Here is a 22,569-nt window from a genome sequence, read left to right on the forward strand (position 1 = left end):
TTACCGCCCGTGGAACGTCGGCTTGCGACGTTCGAGGAATGCCGCGGTCCCCTCACGCATATCCTCGGTTGAGAACGCGATCGCGAAGCCCTGCGTTTCAAACGCCAGGCCCTGGTCGATTGCGCACTCACCGCCTTCGATCACCGCGTCGAGGATGCCCTTCAGCGCGAGCGGCGCGGCGACAGCGAGCTGGTCGGCGATGGCGTCCACGCTGGCGTCGAGTTCTTCAGCAGCGACTACGCGGGTGACGATACCCAGGCGTTCAGCGCGGGCGGCATCGATTTGCTGGCCGAGCAGGCACAACTCCAGCGCGACGCCCCGGCCGGTCAGGCGGGTGAGGCGCTGGGTACCGCCAAAGCCCGGGATCAGGCCGAGGCCGATCTCTGGCTGGCCGAACTTCGCTTTCTCGCTCGCCACGCGCAGGTGGCAGGCCATGGCGAGCTCCATGCCGCCGCCCAGCGCGTAGCCCTGGATTTTCGCCACGACGGGTTTGCCGAGGCCCTCGATCGTCCGCATCAGGACCTGCCCGGCATGCGAGAACGTCTGCGCCTGCACGGGCGTCAGGCCGGTCATCTCAGCAATGTCCGCGCCCGCCACGAAGGCCTTCTCGCCCGTGCCTGCCAGCACCACCACGCGCACGGCGTCGTCCTGCTGGGCCTGGCGGAAGGCCAGGGTCAGCTCGCCGATGGTCTCGCGGTTGAGCGCATTGAGCTTGTCGGGGCGGTTGATGGTGATCGTGCGGACCGCGCCGCGGTCGGCGGTGGCAAGGGTGCGGAAGGCCATGGTCAGTTCCGGCGTGGGGGAAGACCGCGGATGGTAGCAGGGGAACTCTTGCCCCCCGAATGGCGTCTCACTCCTAACGGGCACGGGGCGGCGTCGATGGACTATCCTCCACGCGTGCCCGGAATCCGGGTCCACGGAGAACGGGATGTCACCCTCGCGTCTGTTAGTCATCGCCACGGCCTTGTGCTGCGGCACGGCCTTCGCCCAGTCGGCGCCACCCGCGCCGGCCGCTGGCGCGCCGGCCATCGACAAGACGAAGCTGTCGTACGCCATCGGCTACCAGATCGGTACGCAGTTCGCGAACAGCGCCCAGCCGGATGTGGATATCGCGATCCTGGTGAAGGCCCTGCAGGATGGTTACGCCAAGCGCCCCCCGGGCGTGTCCATCGACGTCATGCAACAGCAACTGGTGAACTTCGACGCGAAAGTACAGCGCGATTCCGTGGTGGCATTCCGCCGCGTCGCCACGGCCAACGCCGAGCGCAGCGCCGATTTCCTGGCGAAGAACAAATCGAAGCCTGGCGTGGTCACGCTGCCCTCGGGCATCCAGTACAACGTACTCGCGCGTGGCCGTGGCGCACAGGCCCAGGTCACCAGTACGGTCGTGGTCAATTATCGCGGGGCGTTGATCGACGGCACCGAGTTCGATAGCTCGTACGCCCATGGCAAGCCGGTCACCTTCACCGTCAACCGGGTCATCGCCGGCTGGCAAGATGTGATCCCGCGTATGCATGTAGGTGACAAATGGAAGGTGGTGATCCCACCGCAGCTGGCCTACGGCGAGCGTGGCGAGCTGCCGCGGATCGGGCCCAACGAGGCTTTAGTGTTTGAGATCGAACTGGTCGACATCCGCCAGTAAGCCACCCGCGCTAGAATGGCCGCTGATATGGCCATCGTTCCCCCTACTGCCACGAGCCTGCCCCTGACGCCCTGTACCGGTGTATGCCGGCTGGATGCGCGCGGCCTGTGCGAAGGCTGCCTGCGCACCGGTGGCGAAATCGCCGCGTGGCGCACGCTTAGCGACGAGCAGAAGCTCTGGATCATGGACGAAGTGCTCCCGCACCGGCAGGCCGGCTGATGGACGAGCTGCTCGCGAGGCTGCATGGTGCATTGCTTCCCCTTGAGGCGCCCCCGGGGCCGCACGGTTGGAACCACGACGACATGGCGCGCCTGATTGGCGATACACCGCGCCGCCGCGCCGCGGTGCTCATCGGCATACGCGATGATCGCGAACAGAACGTGCTATTTACCCTGCGCACCGACACCTTGCAGCAACACGCGGGGCAGGTTGCCTTCCCCGGGGGCCGCGTGGAAGCGGACGATGCGGATGTGGTGGCCACCGCGCTACGTGAGAGCCGTGAAGAAATCGGCCTGGACGAACGATTCGTCACACCGCTCGGTTACCTCGAGGCCATGGAGACCATCAGCGGTTTCATCGTCACCCCCGTGGTGGCCCGGATCGCCGCCGATGCGCCGCTCAAGCCCGATCCGGGTGAGGTGGCCGAGGTGTTTGAAGTGCCGTTCGCCTTCTTTACCGACCCAGCGAACCTGCGCCGTTACCGCATGGATTTCCGCGGGCACAATCGCGAGATGGTCGAGTTCCTGCACGCGGGCTACCGCATCTGGGGTGCCACCGCGGCCATGCTGTTCAACCTGTTGAAGCGGATGGGGCACTAGCCATGCTGATTTCACGCACCTTGATCGACGCGGCCAGCGCCGCGGATCTGCCTGCCCATGAAGTGCTGTTCGTCGATTGCCGCTTTGACCTCGCTGATGCAGGCAAGGGCGATCGCGATTATGCCGAGTCGCATATCCCAGGCGCCGTGCGCGCGGATCTCGATCGGGAACTCGCCGACATGGCGACGCCGGCCAATGGCCGCGGTCGCCATCCACTGCCCGAACGCGCGGCATTCGAGGGCTTTCTTTCGAGGATCGGCTGGCGGCCCGATGTCCAGGTCATCGCTTACGACGGCGCGGGCGGTGCGTTGGCTGCGGCGCGATTCTGGTGGCTGGCGCGCCTTGCCGGTCTGGATAACGTGGCCGTGCTCGATGGCGGCTGGCCCGCATGGCTGGCGGCAAAGTTGCCGGTGGACGCCGTGGTGCCAGAGCGCTCGCCGACCCGCGTGGAAGCATGCTTCGACACATCGGGCACGGTCTCGGCCGAAGAACTCGCGACCGAACTCGCCAGCGGCCGCTTCGTGCTGCTCGATGCGCGCGCCGCGCCACGTTACCGCGGCGATGTAGAGCCGCTGGATCCGGTCGCCGGGCACGTACCTGGGGCACGCAACCGGCCATTCGCCGACAACCTCGATACGCATGGATTCTTCCGCCAGCCGGAGGAACTGCACAAGGCGTTTGAGGCGATCATCGGGCCACATCCCGCCGAGGATGTCGTGCATATGTGCGGCTCGGGCGTCACCGCATGTCATAACCTGCTGGCCATGGAATACGCGGGGCTTTGCGGGTCGCGGTTGTACGCGCCGTCGTGGTCGGGCTGGGTTTCGGATCGGTCGCGAGCGGTGGCTGTCGGGGATCATTGATCCCGCGTCACCATCATCGCGCGCAAGCGCGCTCCACCATGGGCGACGTGTCGTTGTAGGAGCGCGCTTGCCCGCGATGCCGTCTACAACGGAACGGTACGCCGCTCCCGCGCCGAAATCTGCGCCGCCTCAATCACCCGGATCACATCCCGCGCCTCATGCGCCAACACCGGCAATTCACCCTCACCACGAATCGCCGCTGCCACGCCTTCGTAATACTCGGTGTAACGTCCGGGCAGTGTATCGATCGTGGTGCTGGTGCCATCGGCATCGGTGAAACGGCCGAACAACGCCGGGTCGTCTTCACCCCAGCCCGCACCGCCAGGCCGCTTGCCTTCGCGCAGCGCGGCCTCCTGCCCATCGATGCCGTATTTCACGAAGCTGCCGCCATCGCCGTGGACGAGGTAACGCGGCCCGGGATCGCGCACCAGCACCGAGGCGTGCAACACCGCGCGGCGGTGGCCGTAATCGAGGACGAGATGAAAGTAGTCATCGACTTTCGCAGCCGCACGCTGGCGCGTGACGTCCGCCGTGACCGCACGCGGCACGCCAAACAGCACGATCGCCTGGTCGATCAGGTGGGCGCCAAGGTCGTAGAGCAAGCCTGAGCCAGGCACTTCGGTCTCGCGCCAGCCCTGTTTGATCTCAGGGCGGAAGCGATCGAAATGTGCTTCGAAATAGACGACCTCACCAAGGCGGCCGTCCTCGACAAGGCGGCGCACGGTCAGGAAGTCGTTATCCCAGCGCCGGTTCTGGAACACCGAAATGAGCCGGCGCTTATCCGCGGCCAGGGCGATCAGGGCCTGAGCCTCCGCTGCGTTCAGGGTGAACGGTTTATCGACCACCACGTGCTTGCCGGCATCCAGCGCGGCGCGGGCGAGCGCGGCGTGGGTGTCGTTCGGGGAGGCGATCACGACCAGTTGGATGGTCGGGTCGCTGATCAGGTCTTGAGGATTTTCGTACGCCCGTGCCTCGGGGAAGTCGCGCGAAATCTCCTCGACGCGGCGGCTGCCGATGGCGGCCAGGCGCAGGCCTTCGGCGGCCGCGATCAGGGGCGCATGGAAGAAAGCGCCTGCGGTGCCGTAGCCAATGAGTCCGGTGGGGATGGGGTGCATGGGCGCTCCGGGCGTGGACAGACCCCAAGGGTAGCGCGGGTGGGTTCAGCGTTTCGTTTAGGATCGTGCCCTTTGTTGCATGCCACCCGGTAAGTCCATGAGTGTTCTAGAGATCGACGCCAACCCGCGCGCCCGGCTGCCCCGCCAGATTCCCTTCATCATCGGCAATGAGGGCTGCGAGCGCTTCAGCTTCTACGGGATGCGCAACATCCTGACGCCGTTCCTGGTCACCTCGTTGCTGCTCTATCTCCCGGAAGACGTGCGACCGGGCGCGGCGAAAGACGTGTTCCACGCCTTCGTCATCGGCGTGTACTTCTTCCCCTTGCTGGGCGGCTGGCTGGCCGACCGTTTCCTGGGCAAGTACCGCACGGTGTTGTGGCTGAGCCTGGTGTATTGCGTGGGTCACCTGTGCCTGGCCCTGTTCGAGCACAGCGTGCCGGGCTTCTACACGGGGCTGGCGTTGATCGCACTGGGTGCTGGCGGGATCAAGCCCTGCGTCGCCGCCTTCGTCGGCGACCAGTTCGATGAGAGCAACCGCAAGCTGGCGAAAGTGGTGTTCGATGCCTTCTACTGGATCATCAACGTAGGCTCCTTCCTGGCCTCACTACTGATGCCGTTCTTCCTGCGCGAGTATGGGGCGAAAGTGGCATTCGGCTTGCCGGGCGTGTTGATGTTGGTAGCCACCGTGGTCTTCTGGTCGGGGCGCAAGCACTACGTGATGCTGCCGCCCACGCGGCACGACCCGCACGGTTTTGGCCAGGTGGTGAAGAGCGCGCTGCTGGCGCATGCGCCGGGGCAGGGCAGGCCGGGTCTGGTGGTCGCACTGGCGTCGCTGGTGCTCGCGGTGGGCGCGTTCGCTTTCATGTCGGTGCTCGGTATCGTTGCCACGCTCTGCGTCGCGCTGGTGCTGCTCCTGGCCGGCATGGTGGTGGGCACACACCTGCAACTGGATCGCGTGCGCGGCCGGCATCCGGAAGAGGCGATCAAAGGCGTGGGTGTCGTCCTGCGCGTGCTGGTGGTGTTCGCATTGGTCACGCCGTTCTGGTCGCTGTTCGATCAGAAGGCCTCGACCTGGGTGCTCCAGGCAGGCGCCATGCAGGCACCGGGCTGGCTGCATCCGGCGCAGATGCAGGCGGTAAACCCCGCGTTGGTGCTACTGCTGATTCCCTTCAACAACCTTGTGTTGTATCCGTTACTGCGCCGTGCGGGGATTGAACCCACCGCGTTGCGCAAGATGACGGCAGGCATCGTCTTTTCGGCGATCGCCTGGGTCGTGGTGGGCGCACTCCAGCTCGCGCTCGATGGGGGCAGCCCGGTGCATATCGCCTGGCAGATCCTTCCGTTTGTGTTCCTCACCATGGGCGAGGTGCTGGTCTCGGCGACCGGCCTGGAATTTGCCTACAGCCAGGCGCCGCCGGCGATGAAGGGCACCCTGATGAGTTTCTGGACGCTCAGTGTCACCGTCGGCAACCTTTGGGTGCTGCTGGCCAACGCGGGCGTACGCAATGAGGCGGTGCTGGCCGGTATCGCACAGACGGGCCTGGGCACAACAGCGTTCCAGATGTTCTTCTTCGCGGGATTCGCCGCGGTGGCGGCGCTGGCGTTTGGCCTCTACGCGCGGCGTTACCGCGAGGTAGATTACTACCGCTCCACATAACCTGTAGGAGCGCGCTTGCGCGCGATGGGTGCTCGCGGCGGACCCTATCGCGCGCAAGCGCGCTCCTACAAGGGCGTGGGGCTTGCGGCATGGTCTATCGCGCGCAAGCGCGCTCCTACCATGGGGTTTCGTTTGGCTTGCGGTAGCGGTCCAGGGGGATCGTTGTCATCGGGCCGGGTTTGAAATCGAGGCGGCCTTCGTCGAAATCCCATTGTTCGACGAGGCAGGCCGAACGGTCTGACGATGGATCGTGGCGTATCACATGCACCGAATTGCTGATGCCCTCGCGAATGCGTGTCGAGGTCGCGGTACCTGCCTGTATCGACCAGAGTTCGCTGGCCAGCTTGCGTGTCTCGGTGTTCAACGGCCGCACATAGGGCAGGTGGATATGCCCACCCAGCACAAGGTCCGCGCCTGCCGTCGCCCATGCGCGGATCGCCGCGTCATGGTTGATCAGCAGGTTCGCGATGTCTTTCTCGCGGATGACATGCACGGGCTGGTGGGTGACGACAATGCGCAACTGCGCTTCATCGGCCTCGCGCAGCAGAGTACAGACGCGTGCGATCTGTGCGTCGGACACTTCACCGTCCTTGTGTCGGCGAGGCCGCACGGTATTCACGCCAATCACCAGCGCGTCGACACCGGCATGCACGGGCTCGAGCTCGTCGCCAAACACCCGGCGGTATGCACCGAACGGGTTGAGCACGCGAGCGACGAGGTTGAACAGCGGGATATCGTGGTTGCCAGGGATCACCAGGGTCGGGCGCGCATAGCTGTCGACGAAGCGCTTCGCGGCATCGAACTGACGTCGCCGCGCGCGCTGGGTAACGTCGCCCGACAGGATCACCAGGTCGGGCGCTATCGTGGTGATGAGCCGGCGCAACGCATCGACGACCTCGGGCCGTTCGGTGCCGAAATGCGGATCGGAGATCTGTACGAGTACGCTCAACCCGGGTCCTCCCCCGGTTGCCGCTCGCCGTCGGTGATCAGCACCAGCGGGCGCGGGGCCGCGCGGAAGACGATCGGTGGATCGAGCCAGCCGATCTCGCCATCCACGGCGACCTTGAAGCGTTCACGGTGATGCCTCGGCGTCACCGTGATCTCGCGAAAAGGGAAACTGACCGCGTTGTCGGCGTCGCCTAGCTTGCCCAGTGCGCCGCGCAGGATCAGTCCGAGCATGGTCAACCTGCCGATCGGCTTCAGCACCAGGCCGGCCAGAGTGCCATCGTTGCGGAACACATCGGCGGCTTCCGGCAAGCCGATCTTCTCCAGCTGCAACGCGTTGTTGCCGACGAACAGGGTGGGCGTGCGCAGTGGGCGCGTCCGCTTACCATCGCTCACTTCGACCCGCAGCGGTCGATAGCCGCGCAGCATCGTCGCCAAACCCGACCACAGCGCGACCAGCCGGTGCCGGCCGAAGCGTTGCTTCCATGCCTCGCGGTCTTCAAGCACCTGTGGATAGAGACCCAGGCTCGCGTTCACCAGAAACAGCCGGTCATTCACCATCCCGGCTTGAACGTTACGTGGCGTGCCACGTAGAAGGCCTTGGGTGGCCTCGCGGGGATCGGCGGAAATGTTGTGCGTGCGACCGAAAAAATTGAACGTGCCCTGGGGCAACACCCCCATGGGCAGTTGTTCACGCCATGCGGCGGCAGCGACACCGTTGATCGTGCCGTCGCCACCGGAAGCGACCAGGGCGCCGCCCTCGCGTTTGGCATGCGCCGTCGCGGCCGCGACGACCTCGTCGATCGGGTGGTCCTCATCGATCAAGAAAAACTGATGGGGCCGGCCCGCGGTGTCCAGCGTGCTGTGGATGACCTCGCGTGCGGCTTCGGTATCGCCATGGCCAGAGCCGGCATTCATCACGATAGCAAGGGGTAGGTCATTGGCCATGCGCTTACGAGACCATCGGCCGCGTGTTGTCCGCATGAAATCACTGGGCGGCGGCGCGGCCCGCACGCATACGAAAATACTCAGCACTGCCCACGCATAGCGTGAGCCAGGCCAACCCCGTGGCGTACCCGGCCATGACATCACTGAAATAGTGCACCTGGAGCAGGATGCGGCTGATCCCGACCAGGGTGATCATCGCCACGGCCGCGATCACCACGGCGCGATGCAGGCGGGGTGGGCACAGCACGAGTAGCACGTATGCGAGCATGCCGTAAAACACCATCGAGCCGGACGCGTGGCCACTGGGAAAGCTGTAGCTGTGTTCGATGACGAAGCCGTGATCGTGTAATGGCCGTTCTCGCTGGAACCAGGCCTTCAACGCGCTATTGATCAAGGCCGTACCCACCAGTGCGAGTAGCCATGTCGTGGCGAGGCGCAGGTGCCGGCGCACGGCGAGCACCACCGCCACGAGCAAGGTCACGATCGCCAGGGCAGTCGGGTTGCCTAACTGCGTCAGCCAGGCGACAGCGTGGAGGACCGGTAGCGGCATGTTCGCGCGCAGATCTGCGGCGAGGCTGGCATCGAACATCGTGAGGCCGGCCTGCTCGCGCACCTCCACCGCGATCACCGAGGCAATGACGAGCATCGCCACCACGACCGCCATGGCTGTGGTCGGACGAAGGAACCCCCGGGCGGCGGCGTCGTTGCCCTCGCGTCGGCGCAAGGCTCGGCGCCATGCGGCATCCGCGCCAAGCAGGGCCAGTGCCAGCAGCACGCCCCACAAGCTCAAGGCGTGCCGGCTGATCCAGTCTGCATCCATGTCGTTCAGTACCTCGCGTCTTGGAACGAGGGGCCATGGTGCCATGCCCGCTGCCACGGATTGTCGCCATGGCCGTCAGCCATCGCCGTGCCATCCGGCATTTCCTCCCCCTGGGTCCGCATGGCAGGATCGGACCCATCGCCGCGCCCGCGGCCGAACCTGGGAAACACCCGATGAAGCACACGCCCGTCCGCGCTGTCCTCGCGCTCGCACTCCTGGCCAGCGGCGCCGCCGCGTATGCCGATAGCGCGCCGCTCGCGCACCGCATCGTCCGCGTTAGCCTGGATGGCGCCACCGACAAGGGCACCTCGGGTCGGCTGCTTGTATTCGCAGCGCCCGCCGACAAGGCGAAGGCCGCCGCGAAGGATGGCAAGGTCGAGGCCGTCGATACGAATCCCTTCCAGCCTAAGGCTGTCTCGGTAGCGGGTCGTGACGTCAGCTGGATCGCCCCTGGGCAGTCGGTAGATCTCGACGCCGATAACGAGGCGTTCCCCGCGGGCTTTTCCAGCCTGCCCCCGGGCGAGTATCTATTCCAGGCCGTGCTCGACGTAGGCCACGACTACAACTACAGCGGCCGCCATGCCGGCGATCTGATCAGCGAGGTCACGCCCGTGAAAATCACGGCGGGTGGCAGTTTGCCGACTCTCAAGCTGACCAGGACCGTGCCCGAGCGCGACGTGTGGCAGCTGCCGCCGACAGTGCCGCAAGCCGTGCGCGATGCGCTGCCGGAAGCGCGCAAGCACGCCCACGCGGAAACCCTGGAGAGCAAGGCGCTCACCGCATTTGCCGGCCGTCCGCTGTCGGTGCGCGCGTGGGTGGTCACACCGCCGGGGTACGAGAAGGGCAATGCAAAGTATCCCGTCGTCTACGTCACCCACGGTTTCGGTGGTGGCTTTGATCGTTACGCCGGCTCTATCGCCAACGTGTGGTATGCCATGTCGAAGAACGAGATGCCGCCGATGATCTGGGTGTTCCTCGACGAATCCGGCCCTACCGGCACGCATGAGTTTGCCGACTCGGTGAACAATGGCCCGTGGGGCCAGGCACTCACCACCGAGTACATCCCGTGGCTGGAGACGCGCTACCGCATGGATGGCAAGACCAGCGGACGTTTCCTCAACGGCCATTCATCCGGCGGCTGGGCCACCCTGTGGCTGCAGACCCGTTATCCGCAGATCTTCGGCGGTACATGGTCGACCTCGCCGGATCCGAGCGATTTCCACGATTTCACCGGCATCGATCTCTACGCGGCCAATGCTAACGCCTACAAGCACGCGGACGGCAGCGCCATTCCGCTGGTGCGCGACAAGGGCGAAGTGATCGCCACCTTCGAGACCTTCGCCCGCCTGGAGCGTGTGCTCGGTGCGTATGGCGGCCAGCTGGCGTCGTTCGAATGGGTGTTCTCCCCGCGCGGCAACGATGGCCGGCCCATGCCGATGTTCAACCGCGACACGGGCGCGGTGGATGCCAACGTGGTCGCATACTGGCGCGACCATTACGACATCGCCCAGCGCCTGCGCACGCAGTGGCCCACGCTGAAGCCCGACCTCGATGGCAAGATCCACCTGATCGTCGGCACCGCGGATACCTTCTATCTGGATGGTTCCGCCAAGTTGCTGAAGGCCACGCTGGACGACCTGCACGCGAAGAACGATATCCGCTTCCTCCCCGGCAAGACGCATTTTGACCTGTATGTTGAAGGTGATGATCGCCAGGCACTGCTGAAGAAGATTTCGTGGGAGATGTATGAGCAGGCACGGCCCGGCCAGGGCAAGCATTAAGGGGGCACCATTACGCTGCGGATCGCGCGCGAGCGCGCTCCTACATGGGTGTGGCAGGAGGCATGGATATGGGTTACGAGGAATCTTGGCGGCAATCGGTCGATGATCCCGAGGCCTTCTGGGGCGAGCAGGCGAGGCTGATTGAATGGCAGACCCCGCCCCGGCGCATCCTTGACCAGAGCAACCCGCCGTTCCGCCAGTGGTTTGTCGGCGGCATGACCAACCTTTGCCATAACGCGGTCGATCGTCATCTGGCCGTGCGTGGCGACCAGCACGCGATCATCGCGGTCTCCACCGAGACCGGGATCACCCGTGAAATCACCTACGCCGAGCTGTACCGCGAGGTGAACGCGCTTGCCGCCGTGCTGCAGGAACTGGGTGTGGGGAAGGGCGATCGCGTCGTCATCTACCTCCCGAACATCGCCGAGGCGGTGTTCGCCATGCTTGCATGCGCGCGTATCGGCGCCATCCATTCGGTTGTCTTCGGCGGTTTCGCCGCGCATAACCTCGCTTTGCGCATCGATGATGCGGAGCCCAGGCTGCTCATCTGTGCCGACGCCGGTATGCGCGGCGGTAAGGTGATTCCGTACAAGCCGCTGGTCGACGCCGCGCTGCGCGAAGCGACATCACCGCCACCGCACGTGCTCGTCGTGAACCGTGGCCTCGATACCGATATGCAGGTCGTGAACGGGCGTGACATCGACTATGCCGCGCGTCGTGACGCGCATCTCGGCGACGTGGTCCCGGTGACCTGGCTTGAATCCAACGAACCGAGCTATCTGCTCTATACCTCGGGCACCACGGGCAAGCCCAAGGGCGTGCAGCGCGATGTCGGCGGTTATGCCGTGGCACTGGCGTTGTCGATGACCGCGATCTTCGATCTGCAGCCCGGGCAGACGATCCTGTGTACCTCCGATGTCGGCTGGGCCGTCGGCCATTCCTACAACGTGTACGGCCCGCTGCTGGGTGGATGCACCGCCATCCTGTACGAGGGTACGCCCACGAATCCTGATCCAGGCATCTGGTGGAAGTTGTGCGAGCAGTATGGTGCGCGCACCTTGTTCTCGTCGCCGACGGGTATCCGTATCCTGAAAAAGCAGGATGAGGCGTGGCTGAAAACGTACGACCTTTCCGCGTTGAAGTGGATCTTCCTCGCCGGCGAGCCGCTGGACCAGCCGACCTACGACTGGTTGTCAGGGGGTACCGGCAAGACCGTGATCGACAATTACTGGCAGACGGAAACCGGCTGGCCCGCGTTGTCGCTGATGCCCGGCCTCGACCTGAAGCCGGTAAAACCAGGCTCGCCGGGTTTTCCGACCTTCGGCTACCGCATGCGCGTGATCGATGACGCCACCGGCGAGGATAAGCCGGCGGGGGAGAAGGGCGTGCTTGTGATCGAGCCGCCCCTGCCACCGGGCTGCCTCACCACGATCTGGCGCGACGATGAGCGTTACAAGCGCGGGTACTTCGGGCATTTCAAGGAACTGCTCTATAGCTCGCTGGACTGGGCCGTACGCGATGCGGATGGCTACCTGTTCATCCTCGGCCGCACCGATGATGTGATCAACGTGGCAGGCCACCGCCTGGGTACGCGCGAGATCGAAGAATCGGTTGCAACGCTTGGCGCCGTGGCCGAGGTCGCCGTGGTCGGTGTCGCGGATGAGCTGAAGGGCCAGTTGCCGGCGGTGTTTGCAACGTTGAAGCAGGGTGTTACGGACCACCCGGGTGATGTCGCGAAAGCGATGGAGCGGCGCGTGGTTGAGCTGCTGGGCGCCCTGGCCCGTCCCGGCTGCGTCTACGTCGTGGGCGCGCTGCCCAAGACCCGCTCGGGCAAGCTGCTGCGCCGATCGTTACAGGCCTTGATGCAGGGTACCGATCCGGGCGACCTATCCACCCTGGACGATCCCAACGCCCTCGAGGAGATCCGCAAGGCTATCGCCCGAGGACCCGACTGTGGCCACCGGGTGGGCTGATCGCGCGCAAGCGCGCTCCTACAAAGACCCGGTCGTTCCCGTGTAGGAGCGCGCTCGCGCGCGATCCGGGCCGATGGGCCCGGCCCCCACCGCACCGCAACAATCCTTTACGCCAACGCCGCGCTAAAATAACGGTCTTTACGCGGAGACTTTCCATGCCCTTGCCCCCTTCGGCCGGCAGCCGCTTCCGGGCCGCCCTCGCGGCCGAACAGCCCCTGCAGGTCATCGGCGCGATCAACGCCAACCATGCCCTGCTGGCCAAGCGCGCCGGTTTCCGCGCCATCTATCTCTCGGGCGGCGGCGTGGCCGCGGGCTCCCTGGGCCTGCCCGACCTGGGCATCAACACCCTGGACGATGTGCTGACCGACGTCCGTCGCATTACCGACGTGTGCGACCTGCCGTTGATGGTCGATATCGACACCGGCTTCGGCCCCAGCGCGTTCAATATCGCCCGTACGGTCAAAAGCCTGATCAAGTTCGGCGCGGCCGCCTGCCACATCGAAGACCAGGTCGGTGCGAAGCGTTGCGGTCATCGCCCGGGCAAGGAGATCGTCACCGCCGGTGAAATGGCCGACCGCGTCAAGGCCGCCGCCGATGCGAAGACCGATCCGGACTTCTTCCTGATCGCCCGCACCGACGCCATCGCCGTGGACGGTGTCGACGCCGCCATCGAGCGCGCCATCGCCTGTGCCGAAGCCGGCGCCGATGCGATCTTCGCCGAGGCGGCTTACGACCTGCCGACGTATAAGCGCTTTACCGATGCGTTGGATGTGCCGGTGCTCGCCAACATCACCGAATTCGGCCAGACGCCGCTGTTCAGCACCGAAGAGCTTGGCAGCGTCGGCGTCGGCATCGTGCTGTATCCGCTTTCCGCTTTCCGCGCCATGAACAAGGCCGCCGAGAATGTGTATACCGCCATTCGCCGCGACGGCCACCAGCGCAACGTCATCGATACGATGCAGACGCGCGAAGAGCTGTACGACCGCATTGGCTACCACGAATACGAGCGTCGTCTTGACGCGCTGTTCTCGCAGAAGGGTTAAGGAGAGTCACGCATGACCGATACCGCAACCACCACCCCGACCGGCCCGAAGCCGAAGAAGTCGGTCGCCCTGTCGGGCGTCACCGCGGGCAACACCGCGCTCTGCACGGTCGGCCGCAGCGGCAACGACCTGCATTACCGTGGCTACGACATCCATGACCTGGCGGCGAAGGGTTCGTTCGAGGAAGTCGCTTATCTTCTCGTCCACGGCGTGCTGCCGAACTGGATGGAGCTGAACGCCTACCGCGCCAAGCTCAAGCGCCTGCGCGGCCTGCCTGCGCCGGTGAAGAGCGCGCTGGAACTGCTGCCGGCGGCTACGCACCCGATGGACGTGATGCGCACGGGCGCGTCGGTGCTCGGCACCGTGCTGCCGGAGAAGGATGATCACAACATCACGGGCGCGCGCGATATCGCGGATCGCCTGATGGCCAGCTTCGGTTCGATGCTGCTGTACTGGTATCACTTCAGCCACAATGGCAAGCGCGTCGAGACGGAGACCGACGACGAGTCCATCGCCGGGCACTTCCTGCATGTGCTGCACGGCAAGAAGCCGAGCGATCTGCATACGCATTCGCTGGATCGTTCACTGGTGCTGTACGCGGAGCATGAGTTCAATGCGAGCACGTTCACGGCGCGCGTCATCGCCGGTACCGGTTCGGATATGTATTCGTGCATCACGGGTGCGATCGGCGCGCTGCGTGGCCCGAAGCATGGTGGTGCGAACGAAGTGGCGATGGAAATCATCGCGCGCTACCGCGATGCGGCCGAGGCGGAGGCGGATATCCGTGCTCGCGTCGAGCGTAAGGAAATCATCATTGGTTTCGGTCACCCGGTGTATACGGTGTCCGATCCGCGTAACGAGATCATCAAGGAGATCGCGCGGAAGCTTTGCACCGATGGCGGCAACCCGCGTCTGTTCGAGGTGTCGGAGAAGATCGAGAAGCTGATGTGGGAGCAGAAGAAGATGTTCCCGAATCTCGATTGGTATTCGGCGTCGGCGTATCACATGATGGGCGTGCCGACGGCGATGTTCACCCCGCTGTTCGTGATCGCGCGTACGTCGGGCTGGAGCGCGCACGTGATCGAGCAGCGCCAGGATGGCAAGATCATCCGCCCGAGCGCGAACTACACGGGTCCGGAAGACCAGACGTACGTTCCGATCGAGAAGCGCTGATCGCGTTGGGGTTGTAGCGAAAAAGGCCGCGAGCCATCGCGGCCTTTTTTGTGCAAGGTCCTGTAGGAGCGCGCTTGCGCGCGATGGAGCTTGTCTCGCACCGAATCGCCCGCAAGCGGGCTCCTACAGAACGTGCCTGAGTAGCGAGGGTGGGCGCCAGGGGCATTTTCCGGAAAAGCCGTCTTGCTAAAGCGCAGCGGCCAAACGAGTCGCCGTGTCGATCGCGCGTTTCGCGTCGAGCTCCGCGGCTACATCGGCGCCGCCAATGAGGCGGACGTCGACACCGCGAGCGAGCAACCCATCGTGCAACGCACGGTTCGGCTCCTGGCCGGCGCAGACGATCACGTTGTCGACCGGCAGCACGTGTGCCTTGCCATCCATCGTCACGTGCAGGCCCTCGTCATCAATGCGCTCGTACGACACGCCGCCGAACATCTGCACCTTCTTGTTCTTCAGCGTCGCGCGGTGCACCCAGCCCGACGTCTTGTTCAGGCGACCACCGGGACGGCCTTCCGAACGCTGCAGCAACCACACCTGGCGTTCTGGCGCTTCAGGCGCAGCCTTCATCAGGCCGCCCGGTGTCGCCATGGTCATATCCACGCCCCATTCCTTCGACCAGCGCGCGACATCAGTGGTGGGGGAGGGGGCGGCTTCGGTCAGGAATTCCGCGACGTCGAAACCAATACCGCCCGCGCCGATGATCGCCACCTTCGCACCGACAGGCTGGTTGCCGTGCAGTACGTCCAGGTACGAAAGCACCTTCGGATGCGACGCGCCTTCAATGCCGAGTGCGCGAGGCAAAACGCCGGTCGCCAGCAACACGGTATCGAAACCGCTATCCGCCAGTGATTCGACCGACACGTCAGTGCCCAGCCGCTGTTCGACACCCGTGGCATCCAGCCGATGTCCGAAGTAACGCAGCGTCTCGTGAAACTCCTCCTTCCCCGGGATCCGCTTGGCCATGTTGAACTGGCCGCCGATCTCACTAGCCCGATCGAACAAGGTGACCGTATGGCCTCGTTCAGCCAGTGTCGTCGCCGCGGCCAGGCCGGCGGGACCGGCACCCACCACGGCGACGCGCTTTTTCGCGGTGGCGGGGAGGATCTTCAGTTCGGTCTCGTGGCACGCGCGCGGGTTCACCAGGCACGAGGCGAGCCGGTTCTTGAACACATGGTCCAGGCAGGCCTGGTTGCACGCGATGCACGTGTTGATCGTCTGTGCCTGGTTCGCCTTTGCCTTGTTGACCCATTGCGGATCAGCCAGCAGCGGGCGGGCCATCGAAACCATGTCGGCATCGCCCTGGGCAAGAATGCGTTCGGCCACATCCGGCATGTTGATGCGGTTCGTCGTGACCAGCGGGATACCCACGTTGCCCTTCATGCGCTGGGTAACCCAGGTGAAGGCGCCGCGCGGCACGCTGGTAACGATGGTGGGAACGCGCGCCTCGTGCCAGCCGATGCCGGTGTTGATGATCGTGGCGCCCGCGGCCTCGATCTTCTGGCCCAGGGTGACGATGTCGTCCCACGGCTGCGCGTTGTCCACCAGGTCGAGCATGGACAGGCGGTAGATGATGATGAAGTCGGGGCCGACCGTCTCGCGCATGCGCCGCACGATCTCGATAGGAAAGCGCATGCGATTTTCCGCGCTGCCGCCCCACGTGTCAGTGCGTGCGTTGGTGCGAGTGGTGAGGAACTGGTTGATCAGATAGCCCTCGGAACCCATTACCTCGACACCGTCGTAGCCTGCCTCGCGGGCGAGCTTCGCGCTGCGGACGAAGGCGTTGATGGTGCGCTCGACGCCGCCGGCGCTGAGCGCGCGTGGGGAGAACGGGGTGATTGGCGACTTGATCGCCGAGGGCGCGACCGAGAACGGGTGGTAGCTGTAGCGGCCGGCATGGAGGATCTGCATGCAGATCTTACCGCCCTCGGCGTGGACTGCCCGAGTGACCTTGCGGTGCCGCGCGACATGCCAGGGCATCGACATGGTCCCCGACATGGGCTTCAGCCAGCCGCGCAAGTTGGGAGCCATGCCGCCCGTGACGATCAGGCCGACCCCTCCGGCGGCACGTTCGGCGAAGTACGCCGCGAGCTTGTCGAAATCGGCGGCCTTGTCCTCGAGCCCGGTATGCATCGAGCCCATCAGCACACGGTTGCGCAGGGTGGTGAATCCCAGGTCGAGCGGGGCGAGGAGGTGCGGGTAGGACACGGGCGGCGGCTCCGGTTCAAACGATCGTTCGAATCATCCGTGTTGATGGCCCGCAGGGCAAGGGCTGGCGCAGCAAAAGCTGCCGCGACAAGGACCCTTTTGGGCCGCCGCACGGGCGTTACGGGCTGTATCAAGCCCTTTACAACGGCATCGATCCATTCAGATTGCGAATACCGCGCAAACCCCGCTGCGGCGCGGTCTCGCGGCTAGCAAGACCGAAGGCACGCTAATTGCTCCCTTCTGTGACCCCGGACGTTGGCAGGACCTTCGGAGTACGGAAAAAAACAGGGGTTCACGTCGCTCGCTCACAGGAGACTCTCCCATGCGTAAGACCCTCATCGCTTCGGCGATCTGCTTCGCTATCGGATTCGCGCTGCCGGCCATGGCCGACGATACCCAGACGGGAGGCGCAGGCCCCTCGGCACAACGTCATTCGGTAGCGAAAGCGTATACCGATAGCTTTAACGACAGCTCGACGCATAGCCGAACGGACACCAACACGAGCTCTTTCAACACCAGTACCAGCAACGCGGTCAACAACGTTACGTTGAACGGTGAAGTTTCAGGTAACGAGACCTATAACTTCGGCAACATCGCCGCGAACACCGGCAATGCCAATGGTGCGCGTGGTGGATCAGGCGGCGACGCCTGGGGCGCCAATGGCCGCGGCGGAAGCGGCGGTGACGGCGGCCACGGTGGACGCGCATCGGCTCACGGCGCGGTTGGCGGCGACGCTGACAGCTCCAACGGCGGCTCGTACGGCATGAGCTATGCCGATGGTGGCAACACCAACGGCGACGGCGGCAATGCCGGACGCGGCAATGCGAACTCGCGTGCGAACGGCCGTGGTGCCGATACGTCCACGGGCGGCTCGACCTCCAGCACGGGCGGCGCATCCGCCAGCACGGGCGGCGCAACGACCTCCGGTGATTCCTCGCCGACCTCGACGGGCGGTGCGGCTACGGGTGGTGCAGGCGGGACCGCGACGGCAACGGCCGGTATGGGCGGCGCCGGTGGCGCAGGCGGTAGCGGCACGGGTGGCTCCAACACCGGCGGTGCCGGTGGTGCGGGCGGCGCGGGCGGCACGAACACCGTCGGCACGGGCGACTTCAACATGTCCAACACCATGACGGCCTCGGCCTCGGGTGCGGCGGGCGTGCTGAACCTCGCACAGAGCTCCGGTGCGAACTCGCTGATCCAGCAGGCCGTGAACGTCCAGGCCAACCTGAGTGTGGGTCCGTAACAGCAAGTACGAAGCGACGGAACCACGGGGCGTCCAGGTGGCGCCCCGTGGCACCCGAAGGGGATCCCCAGCCTCAGGAGAACACCCATGTCGATGTTCCGACCCCACACCGCGTACGTGGCGCTCGCTTTGCTAGCCACGGCGTTCGCGACGGGGGCAGCGCAAGCCACGCCTCCAGGCGAGCCGCCGCCGCCATCCTTCGGCTCGGTCACGCCGGTGGATCAATTGCAGGACATGACGGGCGGCACGGATACGCACGTCACGGAAAACAACCTCACCAACCAGGAATCGAACGGTACCGTCAGTAACAACTCGAATTTCAGTGTAGGCAATGGCGCGAACAACATGGGCGACTCTGCGCTGAGTGGTACCGGCATCATCACCGGCATCCAGAATTCAGGTAACAACGTCCTCATTCAGAACAACACGATCGTGACGGTAAGGATGCAGTGATGAAAGTCGCCTTCGCCCTTGCCGTTTGCCTCGTCGTGGCGAGTCCCTTCGCCATCGCAGGAAAGGCCGAGGTGCAGACCAGCCCGGGCGTGTCGTATCCGATAAAGCTGACGAGCCTGAAGGAAGCGAGGTTTCGCAACACCATTCGCCAGAAGTACGATTTCAGTTGCGGCTCCGCGGCCGTCGCTACCCTGCTCACGTACCAGTACGCGTACCCGATCGAAGAGCAGCAAGCGTTCGATGTGATGTATGCGAATGGCGATCGCAACAAGATCGCGCACGAAGGGTTTTCGTTGCTGGATATCAAGCGATTCCTGGCGAGCCGCGGTTTCGAGGCCGATGGCTTTACCGTGCCGCTGGAGAAACTGGACGAGGAGGGTATCCCTGCCATCGTCCTGATCAACGAGCGTGGCTACCATCACTTCGTCGTAGTGAAGGGCTACAAGAACGATCGCGTCCTCATCGGCGACCCCGCCCGAGGTACGCGGTCCATGTCCAAACGGCGCTTCGATGACATGTGGAAGAGCCACATCGTCTTCGTGATCCATAACGAACGCGACCGCGCCATCTTCAACAGTCCGCGCGACTGGGCAGTCGCGCCCGCGGCACCGATTTCCGAAGGCATCGAGCGTAATGGCCTCGGACCCATCGTGATGCCCAAGCGCGGACCGGGGGATATATGAGCACCCGACGACTCCTGATCGCTGCGGCGGTCACCCTTGGCGCATGCGGAACGCTGCATGCGGCCGACTTTCCCGTGAACTATGCGGTACCGGACGCGCGGCTGGATGCGATCCGCGGTGGCTTCGACGTGGGGACATTCCAGGCGTCGCTTGGCCTGGAGCGCACCGTCATGATCAATGGCGTGGAAGCGATTCGCCAGTCGATCAACATTCCCGATGTCACGAAGATCACGGCGGACCAGGCCAGCGCCATGCGCGACTTCATGGGCACCACGTTCGTGTCGAATGGTGTCAATGGCGTCGCATCGGGGGCGGGCACTGCTGGCACGACAACCAACACCCAGGCGGTCACGCTACCATCCAGCCTCTCAAGCGTGACCCTGCCCTCGGGCGCGTCACCGGGGCTGGTCGTGCAGAACGCCCTGGATAACCAGGCCATCACGGCCACCACCACGATCGACGCTTCCGTCAATACCTCGCGGATGTTGCAGACCATGCGCATCGACGAATCGATAAAGGACGCGGTGATCCAGTTCCGGGGGAACTAACGCATGTATCGCAATGGCAGGGTGATGCAGGCAAAAAAATGCGTGGGCGCATTGTCGTTCGCGGTATTACCCATGTGGATCGGCGCGTGCCTGGCGCAGGAGTCCGCGACCGTTGATCCCGCCTTGCGTGAGAAAATCGAAGCGCAGGGTCGCAAGATCGACGCGATGCGCAGCCGCATGGCGGAGCAGCTCGCCGAACTGGAGCAGATGAAGCGCGAGCTCAACTCGCAGGAAATCGCCTATAACGATCTGCGCAAAGCGGTCGGCATGACGGCCCTGGAAGAAGCGCGCGCCACCGGCGTGCCTGCCGCCGCGGGGCCGCAGAGCGCGGCGTCAACGCAGGACCAGGTGCCGCCAGGAACACCCGCGCCTGGGGCGCCTGTTGCCCCGGTATCGCAACCCGTGGCGGCGACGCAGCCCGTCGGTAAGCGCCCCGAACAGGACGACCGGCCGCCCGAGGTGGCGCCCATCTTCGACCAGCCGGGCGTGCTGACGCCGCGCAACAAGCTGATCGTCGAGCCGTCGTATCAGTACGGCTATTCGTCGAGTGATCGCGTCTCGCTGGTCGGTTACACGGTGATCCCGGCGATCCTGATCGGCCTGGTCGATGTGCGACAGGTCAAGACGACGACGCAGACGGGTGCGGTAGCCTTCCGCTATGGCCTGACCAACCGCATGGAGCTCGAAGTGCGCGTCCCGTACGTGGATACGCACACCGACACGATCAGTCGCGAGATCTTCACGGGTACCGCGCAGGACAACCTGTTCACCACGAGTGGCAAGGGCCTTGGTGATATCGAAGCCACCTTGCGCTACCAGTTGAATGATGGCGGCGCAGACAAGCCGTACTACATCGGCTGGTTCCGTGCGAAGTCACGCACGGGCAGGGATCCGTTCGAAGTGACCAGCGATTGCGTGACCCGCTGCCTGCAGAACGTCACCGGCACGGGACTGCCGCTGAGTAGCCCGACAGGTTCGGGCTTCTACTCGGCGCAGTTGGGCCTGACGTGGTTGTATCCGTCCGACCCCGTGGTCTTCTTCGGCAACTTCAGCTACCTGCACAACTTCGAACGCAAGGACGTAAGTCGTAACGTGCTTGGTTCGGGCAAGCAGTTCCTGGGTGACATCAAGGCGGGCGACATCGCTGATATCAGCGTCGGTATGGGTCTGTCGTTGAACGAGAAGGCGTCGATCAGTATTGGCTACGACCAGGCGTTCGTCGGCCGCACGCAGCAGAACAGTCATTCGTTACCGGGTTCGGCGCGCTCGACATTGGGTTCGCTGCTCATCGGTGGCTCATATCGCTTCAACGACAAGGAGACGATGAACATCACCCTGGGCGTGGGCGTCACACGCGACACGCCGGATACCACAGTGACGGTGCGCGTACCGATCACCCTGTAGGCAAGAGCATCGCCGACAGGATCGCTCCCACCAGGGGAGAGCACGGAAAGGCCAGGATCCTCGAATCCTGGCCTTTTTGACTGGTGGGTTCGATCCTGTCGGCGATGCTCTTTTCACGACGCATTCACGGCACGATGCACTTACAGCACCGCACATGAACGCGGTGCGGGAACGTTCGTGTTCTCGTGACCTATGCACGCGGTACATACATAACGCATCGTTAAGATTTCTGCCGGGGGTTCGATCACTTTCAAAAACTGGCAGGGATTTTTTACATGCGCATTCGCAAAAAACAGCTTGGCAAAGTGACCTCGGGACTTGCCCTTGCGTCGCTCGCCTTCTTCGGTGCCGCTGCGCATGCGCAGGACAGCGAGAAGAAATCGCAGTCGCCCGCGCTCGACAACATCAGCGTGTGGGTGGGTGGCTACTACACATCCAACGACACCACGCTCGGCGGGCAGACTCGTTTGCTGAACAGCAACGGTGATGTGAATCTCGAGGACGACCTGGACTTCAAGAAGCACAAGACAGTGCCGCGCGTGCGCCTGGATTTCCTGATCGGTGAGCATCAGGGCTTCGCTTTCGATTGGTATGAAGTCGATCGTTCGCACTCGAAGACGTTCAATGAGTCGGTCAATGTGCTGGGTCAGCCGATTACCGCATCGGCGTTCGCCAGGGGCGATCTGAAGTTCAGCTTCGGCAGCGCCGCCTACAAGTGGTGGTTCGGTACCGGCAATGACGTGTTCGGTGTCGGCCTGGGTGCCGCGTACTACAAGGTTCGCGGCAGCATCGATGCGTCGATCACCGCGCTCGGCCAGACCCAGTCGGCGGGGTCATCGACCGATATCGACGCCTGGGCGCCCAACCTCCAGCTCGGTTGGCGCCACGCGTTCAACGACCAGTGGCGCATGTATATCAACGCCTCGGGCGTGAAGAAGAATGGCGGTCAGCTCAATGGGCACATCTACGACACGGCGATCGGCCTGGAATGGTTCCCGTGGCAGAACGTGGGTTTCGGTGCCGAATACGCCTACACCCGGATCAAGCTGCACCAGGACAAGAGCCGGTACGATCTGGACCTGGACATGAAGCTCAACGGACCGGCTGCCTACGTGCGCTTCCGGTTCTGACCAGCCGGTTGGCGGCAGGCCTTGCCTGCCGCCCTTGCCGGGGGAATCCAAGGCCGCCCAAGGGCGGCCTTTTTTTGTAGGAGCGCGCGTGCGCGCGATGGGTGCTCGCGGCGGCCCCCATCGCG

At 64.4% G+C, this 22,569-nt stretch carries 21 protein-coding genes; 15 read left to right on the top strand and 6 right to left on the bottom strand.

The window, feature by feature from the left end; genetic code table 11:
- Complete coding sequence (locus tag VGN46_RS08795; RefSeq protein ID WP_331642796.1) at positions 1–783, bottom strand: enoyl-CoA hydratase-related protein; 783 nt, start codon at positions 781–783, stop codon at positions 1–3.
- A gap of 145 nt (positions 784–928) precedes the next feature.
- On the opposite strand from VGN46_RS08795, the gene VGN46_RS08800 reads away from it, so the two are divergent.
- From VGN46_RS08800 to VGN46_RS08815, 4 genes are read left to right on the top strand one after another with little or no spacing between them, the layout of a single operon-like run.
- Positions 929–1,642, top strand: coding sequence for an FKBP-type peptidyl-prolyl cis-trans isomerase (locus VGN46_RS08800; RefSeq protein WP_331642799.1), 714 nt, complete (start codon positions 929–931; stop codon positions 1,640–1,642).
- A 27-nt stretch (positions 1,643–1,669) separates the two neighbouring features.
- Entirely contained in the window at positions 1,670–1,861 is a 192-nt protein-coding gene (locus VGN46_RS08805; RefSeq protein WP_331642800.1) for a DUF1289 domain-containing protein, read from the top strand.
- Positions 1,861–2,460 carry a CoA pyrophosphatase gene (locus VGN46_RS08810; RefSeq protein ID WP_331642802.1) on the top strand — a complete coding sequence of 200 codons (600 nt, stop codon included), beginning with the start codon at positions 1,861–1,863 and terminating at the stop codon, positions 2,458–2,460. The genes VGN46_RS08805 and VGN46_RS08810 overlap by 1 nt, the downstream gene beginning before the upstream one ends.
- A 2-nt stretch (positions 2,461–2,462) precedes the next feature.
- A complete protein-coding gene (locus VGN46_RS08815) occupies positions 2,463–3,323 on the top strand; it encodes a sulfurtransferase (protein WP_331642804.1) in 861 nt (286 codons plus the stop codon).
- Positions 3,324–3,406: 83 nt separating this feature from the next.
- Here VGN46_RS08815 and VGN46_RS08820 read toward each other — a convergent pair whose 3' ends face one another.
- Complete coding sequence (locus VGN46_RS08820; RefSeq protein WP_331642807.1) at positions 3,407–4,438, bottom strand: oxidoreductase; 1,032 nt, start codon at positions 4,436–4,438, stop codon at positions 3,407–3,409.
- Between the two features lie 97 nt (positions 4,439–4,535).
- Between VGN46_RS08820 and VGN46_RS08825 the strand changes: the two genes are divergently transcribed.
- A complete protein-coding gene (locus tag VGN46_RS08825) occupies positions 4,536–6,095 on the top strand; it encodes an oligopeptide:H+ symporter (protein ID WP_331642809.1) in 1,560 nt (519 codons plus the stop codon).
- 115 nt (positions 6,096–6,210) lie between these two features.
- On the opposite strand, the gene VGN46_RS08830 is transcribed toward VGN46_RS08825, so the two are convergent.
- The 3 genes from VGN46_RS08830 to VGN46_RS08840 are packed head-to-tail and all read right to left on the bottom strand — an operon-like array spanning position 6,211 to position 8,853.
- Complete coding sequence (locus tag VGN46_RS08830) at positions 6,211–7,044, bottom strand: metallophosphoesterase family protein (RefSeq protein ID WP_331642811.1); 834 nt, start codon at positions 7,042–7,044, stop codon at positions 6,211–6,213.
- Complete coding sequence (locus VGN46_RS08835; protein WP_331642813.1) at positions 7,041–7,988, bottom strand: diacylglycerol/lipid kinase family protein; 948 nt, start codon at positions 7,986–7,988, stop codon at positions 7,041–7,043. Before VGN46_RS08835 ends, VGN46_RS08830 begins: the two co-directional genes overlap by 4 nt.
- Before the next feature lie 40 nt (positions 7,989–8,028).
- Positions 8,029–8,853 (bottom strand): phosphatase PAP2 family protein, encoded by an 825-nt coding sequence (locus tag VGN46_RS08840; protein ID WP_331642815.1) that lies wholly within the window; start codon positions 8,851–8,853, stop codon positions 8,029–8,031.
- A 128-nt stretch (positions 8,854–8,981) separates the two neighbouring features.
- On the opposite strand from VGN46_RS08840, the gene VGN46_RS08845 reads away from it, so the two are divergent.
- The 4 genes from VGN46_RS08845 (at position 8,982) to prpC (ending at position 14,778) form a co-directional block, all read left to right on the top strand.
- A complete protein-coding gene (locus VGN46_RS08845) occupies positions 8,982–10,589 on the top strand; it encodes an alpha/beta hydrolase (protein ID WP_331642832.1) in 1,608 nt (535 codons plus the stop codon).
- Between the two features lie 68 nt (positions 10,590–10,657).
- Positions 10,658–12,562: a propionate--CoA ligase gene (gene prpE / locus VGN46_RS08850; RefSeq protein ID WP_331642818.1), complete on the top strand. Its 1,905-nt coding sequence runs from the start codon at positions 10,658–10,660 to the stop codon at positions 12,560–12,562.
- A 155-nt stretch (positions 12,563–12,717) separates the two neighbouring features.
- Entirely contained in the window at positions 12,718–13,605 is an 888-nt protein-coding gene (prpB, locus tag VGN46_RS08855) for a methylisocitrate lyase (RefSeq protein ID WP_331642820.1), read from the top strand.
- Between the two features lie 12 nt (positions 13,606–13,617).
- Complete coding sequence (gene prpC / locus VGN46_RS08860; protein WP_331642821.1) at positions 13,618–14,778, top strand: bifunctional 2-methylcitrate synthase/citrate synthase; 1,161 nt, start codon at positions 13,618–13,620, stop codon at positions 14,776–14,778.
- Between the two features lie 186 nt (positions 14,779–14,964).
- Here prpC and VGN46_RS08865 read toward each other — a convergent pair whose 3' ends face one another.
- Positions 14,965–16,983: an NADPH-dependent 2,4-dienoyl-CoA reductase gene (locus tag VGN46_RS08865; RefSeq protein WP_331642822.1), complete on the bottom strand. Its 2,019-nt coding sequence runs from the start codon at positions 16,981–16,983 to the stop codon at positions 14,965–14,967.
- Between the two features lie 322 nt (positions 16,984–17,305).
- Here VGN46_RS08865 and VGN46_RS08870 point away from each other — a divergent pair, with 322 nt between their 5' ends.
- The 6 genes from VGN46_RS08870 to VGN46_RS08895 all read left to right on the top strand — a co-directional run bounded on the left by VGN46_RS08870 (position 17,306) and on the right by VGN46_RS08895 (position 22,444).
- Positions 17,306–18,226, top strand: a complete 921-nt coding sequence (locus VGN46_RS08870) for a hypothetical protein (RefSeq protein WP_331642823.1) — start codon at positions 17,306–17,308, stop codon at positions 18,224–18,226.
- 87 nt (positions 18,227–18,313) lie between these two features.
- A complete protein-coding gene (locus VGN46_RS08875) occupies positions 18,314–18,679 on the top strand; it encodes a hypothetical protein (RefSeq protein ID WP_331642825.1) in 366 nt (121 codons plus the stop codon).
- Positions 18,679–19,362, top strand: coding sequence for a C39 family peptidase (locus VGN46_RS08880; RefSeq protein WP_331642827.1), 684 nt, complete (start codon positions 18,679–18,681; stop codon positions 19,360–19,362). Before VGN46_RS08875 ends, VGN46_RS08880 begins: the two co-directional genes overlap by 1 nt.
- Positions 19,359–19,910, top strand: a complete 552-nt coding sequence (locus VGN46_RS08885; RefSeq protein ID WP_331642828.1) for a hypothetical protein — start codon at positions 19,359–19,361, stop codon at positions 19,908–19,910. Before VGN46_RS08880 ends, VGN46_RS08885 begins: the two co-directional genes overlap by 4 nt.
- A gap of 3 nt (positions 19,911–19,913) precedes the next feature.
- On the top strand, positions 19,914–21,314 hold the full coding sequence (locus VGN46_RS08890; RefSeq protein ID WP_331642829.1) for an acetate kinase: 1,401 nt from the start codon (positions 19,914–19,916) through the stop codon (positions 21,312–21,314).
- Positions 21,315–21,589: 275 nt separating this feature from the next.
- Positions 21,590–22,444 (top strand): hypothetical protein, encoded by an 855-nt coding sequence (locus VGN46_RS08895; protein ID WP_331642830.1) that lies wholly within the window; start codon positions 21,590–21,592, stop codon positions 22,442–22,444.
- Positions 22,445–22,569: the final 125 nt, after the last annotated feature.

Source organism: Luteibacter sp. (assembly GCF_036500425.1).
GTDB lineage: Bacteria > Pseudomonadota > Gammaproteobacteria > Xanthomonadales > Rhodanobacteraceae > Luteibacter.